The sequence below is a fragment of the Mycobacterium sp. ABE4_509 genome (genome assembly GCF_056160785.1).
Genome location: NZ_JBSWXU010000061.1, coordinates 21,430 through 28,712, shown reverse-complemented (window position 1 = coordinate 28,712; position 7,283 = coordinate 21,430). Strand labels below are relative to the sequence as shown.

At 69.4% G+C, this 7,283-nt stretch carries 6 protein-coding genes; 4 read left to right on the top strand and 2 right to left on the bottom strand.

Features of this window, described 5'->3' with window-relative positions; translation table 11 throughout:
* The 3 genes from ACXAID_RS14695 to ACXAID_RS14685 all read left to right on the top strand — a co-directional run.
* Positions 1–770: APA family fibronectin-binding glycoprotein (locus ACXAID_RS14695; protein ID WP_475022946.1), on the top strand; the 770-nt coding region annotated here is incomplete at its 5' end.
* Positions 771–920: 150 nt separating this feature from the next.
* Positions 921–1,223 (top strand): GlsB/YeaQ/YmgE family stress response membrane protein, encoded by a 303-nt coding sequence (locus ACXAID_RS14690; RefSeq protein ID WP_475022948.1) that lies wholly within the window; start codon positions 921–923, stop codon positions 1,221–1,223.
* A gap of 63 nt (positions 1,224–1,286) precedes the next feature.
* On the top strand, positions 1,287–2,288 hold the full coding sequence (locus tag ACXAID_RS14685) for a zinc-binding alcohol dehydrogenase family protein (protein ID WP_475022947.1): 1,002 nt from the start codon (positions 1,287–1,289) through the stop codon (positions 2,286–2,288).
* Here the strand turns inward: ACXAID_RS14685 and ACXAID_RS14680 are convergent.
* Both ACXAID_RS14680 and ACXAID_RS14675 read right to left on the bottom strand, forming a co-directional pair.
* Positions 2,285–3,052: a lysostaphin resistance A-like protein gene (locus tag ACXAID_RS14680; protein ID WP_475022945.1), complete on the bottom strand. Its 768-nt coding sequence runs from the start codon at positions 3,050–3,052 to the stop codon at positions 2,285–2,287. The genes ACXAID_RS14685 and ACXAID_RS14680 overlap by 4 nt on opposite strands.
* A gap of 61 nt (positions 3,053–3,113) precedes the next feature.
* On the bottom strand, positions 3,114–5,627 hold the full coding sequence (locus tag ACXAID_RS14675) for a phosphoketolase family protein (RefSeq protein ID WP_475022944.1): 2,514 nt from the start codon (positions 5,625–5,627) through the stop codon (positions 3,114–3,116).
* Positions 5,628–5,795: 168 nt separating this feature from the next.
* Between ACXAID_RS14675 and ACXAID_RS14670 the strand changes: the two genes are divergently transcribed.
* Positions 5,796–7,271 carry an acetyl-CoA acetyltransferase gene (locus tag ACXAID_RS14670; RefSeq protein WP_475022943.1) on the top strand — a complete coding sequence of 492 codons (1,476 nt, stop codon included), beginning with the start codon at positions 5,796–5,798 and terminating at the stop codon, positions 7,269–7,271.
* The last annotated feature ends 12 nt before the right edge of the window (positions 7,272–7,283 follow it).

Here is a 7,283-nt window from a genome sequence, read left to right as displayed (position 1 = left end):
CGCCACCCCCGGCGGACCCCAACGCGCCGCCGCCCCCCGCGGACCCGAATGCACCCCCGCCACCGCCGGCGGACCCGAACGCACCCCCGCCGCCCCCGGTTGATCCCGGACGGGTAGCCAACGCCGCCGGCAGCTTCAGCTACGTGCTGCCGGAGGGCTGGGAGGTCGCCGACGCCAACCAGCTGTCCTATGGGCAGGCCTTGTTGACCAAGGTCACCCCCGAGGGTGCTGAGCCGCCCAACGACACGAGCGTGCTCCTGGGCCGACTCGACCTGAAGCTGTTCGCCGGTGCCGAGGAGGACAACACCAAGGCCGCCCAGCGGCTCGCCTCCGACATGGGCGAGTTCTTCATGCCCTTCCCCGGCACCCGGGTCAACCAGCAGACCGTCCCGCTGGATGCCGACGGGATGCCCGGTGTCGCCTCCTATTACGAGGTGAAGTTCACCGACACCAACAAGCCCAACGGCCAGATCTGGGCCGGTGTGGTGGGCAATCCCACCGCTCCGGGGACACCGCGCGGTCAGCGGGCGCCCGAGCGGTGGTTCGTGGTGTGGCTGGGCACCGCGGACAATCCGATCCCGACCGACCAGGCGATCGCGCTGGCCAATTCGATCCGGCCGTGGGCGCCACCGCCGCCTCCGCCGCCGCCGGACCCCAACGCGCCGCCGCCGGATCCCAACGCACCGCCGCCACCGCCGCCACCACCTGCTGTCGGCGTGCCGGTGCCGATCGATCCGGCCACGGCCCCGGAGATGCTGCCGCCGGCCTGACGCACCGCCAAACGGACACGATCACCTGGTGATCGTGTCCGTTTGCATGCCCGAACCGTTACCGACGTCGCGTATAGGTGAGGTGACGGCCCGGACGCGACCTGCTCCGGGGCCGACTCCGGCCACAGGTAGGAGGCTTCCATGGACCGGATGGACGTCACGGCGGCCAGTGAGCTGCTCGCTCGCTCGACGACGCTGACCAGCGTCGGCTGGTTGGGCTACATCATCATCGGCGCGTTGGCGGGCTGGATAGCCGGCAAGATCGTCAAGGGCTCCGGCTCGGGCATCCTGATGAACATCGTGATCGGGGTGGTGGGTGCGCTGATCGGCGGCTTTCTGCTGAGCTTCTTCCTCGACACGGCAGGCGGCGGATGGTGGTTCACGCTGTTCACCGCGATACTCGGCTCAGTCGTGCTGCTGTGGCTCGTCGGACTGGTGCAGAAGAAGTCCTGAGTCCGTCACGCCCTTCGCCAGCTGAGCCTGCCGTGGCATCGTGGGGTGGTGACCGATGCCGCGATGCGCGCCTGGCAGGTGCACAGGCCCGGACCGATCGCCAGCCATCCACTGGTACGTGCGACGGTGCCGGTTCCCCAACCCGCCGAGGGTGAGCTGCTCGTCGCGGTGTTCGCCTGCGGGGTGTGCCGAACCGATCTGCACGTCGCCGAGGGAGACCTGGCAGTGCACCGCGAGCGGGTGATCCCCGGCCATGAGGTGGTCGGGGAGGTCGTACAGGTCGGCCCGGCCGTCGACGCCGCGCTGTCGGTGGGCGACCGCGTCGGAATCGCCTGGCTGAGGCACACCTGCGGGGAGTGCCGGTACTGTGCGCGCGGGCAGGAGAACCTGTGCCCGCGGTCCCGCTACACGGGCTGGGATGCCGACGGCGGCTACGCCGAGTTCGCGACGGTGCCGGCGGCTTTCGCGCTGCCGCTGCCGGCCGGCTACAGCGACGCCGAGCTGGCTCCGCTGCTGTGCGCGGGCATCATCGGCTACCGCGCGCTCCAACGGGCGGCGCTGCCCCCGGGTGGCCGGCTGGGCATCTACGGGTTCGGCGGAAGCGCACATCTGACCGCACAGGTGGCCATCGCCGGCGGAGCCGAGGTGCACGTCATGACGCGCGGCGCCCAGGCCCGCGAGCTCGCGCTGACCCTCGGCGCCGCCTCCGCCCAGGGCGCCGCGGATCGCCCGCCGGTTGCGCTGGACGCGGCCATCCTGTTCGCCCCGGTGGGCGAGCTGGTGCTGCCGGCGCTGGAGGCGCTGGATCGGGGCGGCACGCTGGCGATCGCCGGAATCCACCTCAGCGACATCCCGGTGCTGAACTACCAGCGTCATCTGTTCCAGGAACGTCAGGTCCGCTCCGTGACGTCGAACACCCGCGCCGACGCGCACGCGTTCCTGCAGTTTGCCGCCGCCCACCGCATCGAGGTGACAACCCGACCGTATCCGCTGGACCGGGCCGACGAAGCGCTCGCCGACCTCAGTGCCGGGCGGGTGTCGGGGGCGGCGGTGCTGTCCGGCTAAGACAGGTGCCACACCAGGGCCGCGGCCAGTGCACCCAACCCGTTGAGCGACCAGTGCAGTGCGATCGGCGCGATCAGGCTGCCGCTGCGGCGGCGCAACCAGGTGAACACGAACCCGGCGGCGCCGGTCACCAGCACCGCGCCGACCACCCCGGCGACCATGCCGAACATGCCGCCGCCCAGGATCTTGGTGAACCCGACGTTGCTGGCGGTCAGGCCCATCGACGTGGCGATGTGCCACAAGCCGAATAGCAGCGATCCCGCGGCGGCGACCCCGCGCCAACCCCAGGCCCGGTCGAGCGCCCCGTGCAACACCCCGCGGAACGCCAGCTCCTCGGGGATGACGGTCTGCAGCGGAATGATGATCATGGACGCGATCAGCGCACCCGACAGCGTGGCGTAGTTGTTGTTCAAGAACATCGGCCGAGTCCACGGCAGCAACGCACCCACCGCGATCACGGAGCCGACCAGGACGACCGCGCCGACCGCGTAGCCGGCGCCGGCCCGCCAGTGCTCGCGCCCCAGCCCCAGTTCCGACCAGCCCAGGCCGCGATGCCGGACCAGCAGCACCAGACCGACCGCGGCCGCAGGCACCACCGCGATGTTCGCCCACGGGGTGGTGAAGTGGGCCAGCAGGTTGGTCAGGGCGAGCACCACCACCACGACGGCGATGTCGACGTAGATGCGGAAATGGTGCAGCGCCCGCAGTTGCCCGAGCAACGGGTGATGTTCACCCGGTGCGGCGGCGGCGCAGACATCAGACATAACCGCACCAGGGTACCGAGAATTCGGCGCACCCCGGCGCGGCAGTGGCGGAGTTCACCCGCTACTCGTTGTCCCCGCCGGTGTCGGAGGCCGAAGCAGAGGCGTCCACGCCGAGTCGGCGCGCGGCCGGCCACACCCAGTCCTTGACCTCGGGGATGTCGTCGCCGTGGGTCCGGGTGTACTCCCGGGCGGCGATGCGCTTGTCGGCCATCTGCTGGCGCAGGGTGGCGCATCGCGAACCCAGCGACGGCACCCGGTCGATGACATCCATGACCAGGTGGTAGCGGTCCAGGTCGTTGAGCATCACCATGTCGAACGGCGTCGTGGTGGTGCCTTCCTCCTTGTACCCACGTACGTGCAGATTGTTGTGGCCGGTGCGGCGGTAGGTCAGCCGGTGGATCAGCCACGGGTAGCCGTGGTAGGCGAAGATGATCGGCTTCTCGGCGGTGAAGATCATGTCGAAGGCCTGATCGGACAGGCCGTGCGGGTGCTCGTTCTCGGCCTGCAGCCGCATCAGGTCCACGACGTTGACGAAGCGCACCTTCAGCTCCGGCAGGTGGCTGCGCAGGATGTCGACGGCGGCGAGCGCCTCCAGCGTGGGCACGTCACCGGCCGAGGCGATCACCACGTCGGGGTCGGTGCCCAGTTCCTCGGAACCGGCCCACTCCCAGATCCCCAGCCCCCGCGTGCAGTGCGCGATGGCCTCTTCCATGGTCAGGAAGTTGGGGTGGGGCTGCTTGCCGGCGACGACGACGTTGACGTACTGGCGTGACCGCAGGCAGTGATCGTAGGTGGACAGCAGCGTGTTGGCGTCCGGCGGCAGGTAGACGCGCACCACGCTGGCGCTCTTGTTGACGACATGGTCGATGAAGCCCGGGTCCTGGTGGGAGAAACCGTTGTGGTCCTGGCGCCACACGTGGCTGGACAGCAGGTAGTTCAGGCTCGCGATGGGGCGCCGCCACGGGATGTGGTCGGTGACCTTGAGCCATTTGGCGTGCTGGTTGAACATCGAGTCGATGATGTGGATGAACGCCTCGTAGCAGTTGAACAGTCCGTGCCGCCCGGTCAGCAGGTAGCCTTCCAGCCACCCCTGGCACTGGTGTTCGGAGAGCATCTCGACCACCCTGCCGACCCGGGCCAGGTGGTCGTCGACCTCCTCGGAGATCAGTTCGGCGTTCCACTGCTTGTCGGTGACGTCGAAGACCGCCTGCAGCCGGTTCGACGCCGTCTCGTCGGGCCCGAAGATGCGGAAATTGTCGGGGTTCAGGCGCACCACCTCGGTCAGCCACTGACCGAGCACCCTGGTGGCCTCAGCGATGGTGGCGCCGGGGGCGGGGACGTCGACCCCGAACTTGCGGAAGTCCGGCAGCCGCAGATCCTTGAGCAGCAGGCCGCCGTTGGCGTGCGGGTTGTCGCTCATCCGCAGCTGTCCGGGCGGGGCCAGTTCGGCGATGTCGGGCAGCAGGCGTCCGTCGGCGTCGAACAGTTCCTCGGGCCGGTAGGAGGCCAGCCAGTCCGCCAGCACGCCCAGGTGCTCGGCGGTGTCGCGGGCGTTGGCCAGCGGCACCTGATGGGCGCGCCAGGAGCCGGTCGTCTTCTTTCCGTCGATGTAGTCCGGGCCGGTCCAGCCCTTCGGGGTGCGGAACACGATCATCGGCCAGGCCGGCCGCGACTCGTCACCGGCCGCGGCACGGGCCTTGATGGCCGCGATCTCGTCGAGGACCTCGTCGAGCAGCGCCGCGAAGCGTCGGTGTGCATCGACGTGCGCGTCCGCCGGAGCGGCCTCGCCGGGCGCGCTGTCGGGCACCTCGAAGAAATACGGCTTGTGGCCGTATCCGACCATCAAGGCACGCAACTCGTCGTCGGGGATCCGGGCCAGCACGGTGGGGTTGGCGATCTTGTATCCGTTGAGGTGCAGGATCGGCAGCACCACCCCGTCCTTGGCCGGGTTGGTCAGCTTGTTGGAGTGCCACCCGGTGGCCAGCGCCCCGGTCTCGGCCTCACCGTCGCCGATCACGGTGGCGACCAGCAGATCAGGATTGTCGAAGGCGGCCCCGTAGGCATGCGAGAGGGCGTATCCGAGTTCGCCGCCCTCGTGGATCGAGCCGGGAGTTTCCGGGGCCACGTGCGACGGGATGCCACCGGGGAACGAGAACTGCCGGAACAGCCGGCGCATGCCTTCGGTGTCGCAGGTGATGTCGGGGTAGATCTCGGAGTAGGTGCCGTCCAGGTACGCGTTGGCCACCAGGCCCGGCCCGCCGTGGCCGGGACCGGTGATGTAGACGGTCGACTGGGCGCGCTCCTTGATGGCGCGGTTGAGGTGGGCGTACAGGAAGTTCAGGCCCGGGGTGGTGCCCCAGTGGCCCAGCAGGCGGGGTTTGACGTCCTCGCGCGCCAGCGGAGTGCGCAACAACGGATTGTCCAGCAGATAGATCTGGCCCACCGACAGGTAGTTCGCCGCTCGCCACCATCGGTCCATCCGCACCACGGTGTCGTCGCTGAGCGACGAGGTCTCCACGGTCTTCCACGCGGCGGGTGTCACGGCGGCGGCGTCATGGTCAGTCGTGGTAGTCATCTCTCCATCCAACCTCGCATCGCCGGTATGCCCAACCGGTAGCCGATGGCATCGACGTTAATTTTCGCCCGCCCCGTACTGTGACCGGCGTGACCGACGGATCCTTGCCGCCCGCTGTGCGGGTGCTCGATCTGGCCACCCCCGAACCGCCGAGGAAGGCAACACCGCATGAGCCTTGATCCCAGGACACCCGTGCTGGTCGGCTACGGTCAGGTCAACCAGCACATCGAGCGTCCCGAGGTGGAACCGGCCGATCTGATGGCGGCGGCCGCCCGGGCGGCGGCCGACCCCCGGGTGCTGGAGTCGGTGGACGCCATCAGGGTGGTCAACCTGCTGTCCTGGCGTTACCGGGATCCCGGACTGGCTCTGGCCCAACGCATCCGGGCGGACAAGGCGGTGACCCGCTATACCGGGATCGGCGGCAACGTGCCGCAGACGCTGGTGAACTCCGCCTGCCTGGACATCTGCGCGGGGCGGGCCGAGGTCGTGCTGATCGCCGGCGCCGAGACGTGGCGGACCAGGAGCAAACTACGTGCGGCGGGCCGCAAGCCGGACTGGACCCGCCAGGACGAATCGGTGCCTGCCGCGCCGGGTTCCGACGACGGGGTGCCGATGGCCGGTGCGGCTGACATCCGCATCAACCTCGACCGGCCGGCCTACGTCTACCCGATCTTCGAGCAGGCGGTTCGGATCGCCGCGGGGGAGACCCCGGAGGAGCACCGTCGGCGGATCGGTGAACTGTGGTCCCGGTTCTCGGCGGTGGCCGCGGACAATCCGCACGCGTGGAGCCGCGAGGCGCTGTCCGCCGAGCAGATCAGCCAGCCCTCGCCGGCCAACCGCATGATCAGCTGGCCCTACACCAAGCTGATGAACTCCAACAACATGGTCGACCAGGCCGCGGTGCTGATCCTCACCTCGGCCGAGAAGGCCGACTACCTCCAGATTCCAAGGGAGACATGGGTTTTTCCGTACGCGGGTACCGACTCTCATGACACCTACGCCATCGCCGAGCGCGCCCAGTTCCACCGTTCACCGGCGATCCGGATCGCGGGCAGCCGTGCACTGGAACTCGCCGGCCTGGGAATCGACGACATCGACCTCGTCGACGTGTACTCGTGCTTCCCGTCGGCGGTTCAGGTCGCCGCAGCCGAACTCGGGCTCCCGATCGCCGACCCGGCCCGTCCGCTGACGGTGACCGGTGGGCTCACCTTCGCCGGCGGACCGTGGAACAACTACGTCACCCATTCGATCGCCACCATGGCCGAGCAGTTGGTGGCGCAACCGGGCCGGCGGGGTCTGATCACCGCCAACGGGGGCTACCTGACCAAACACAGTTTCGGCGTCTACGGCACCGAACCGCCCGAGCACGAATTCCGCTGGGAAGACGTACAGCCCGCGGTGGATCGAGAGCCCACCCGCACCGCGCCGGTGGAATGGACCGGAACCGGGCGCGTCGAGTCGTGGACCACTCCGTTCGACCGGGACGGTCATCCGGAAAAGGCATTCCTGGCGGTGCGTACCCCCGAGGACGCCCGGGTGCTCGCGGTGATCACCGACCCGGAGCAGGCCGCGGTGACGGTGCGCGACGACATCGCCGGCGCTGCGGTGCACGTCCATCACGACGGCACCGCGTCGTTGCAGTGACCTGCCCGCGCG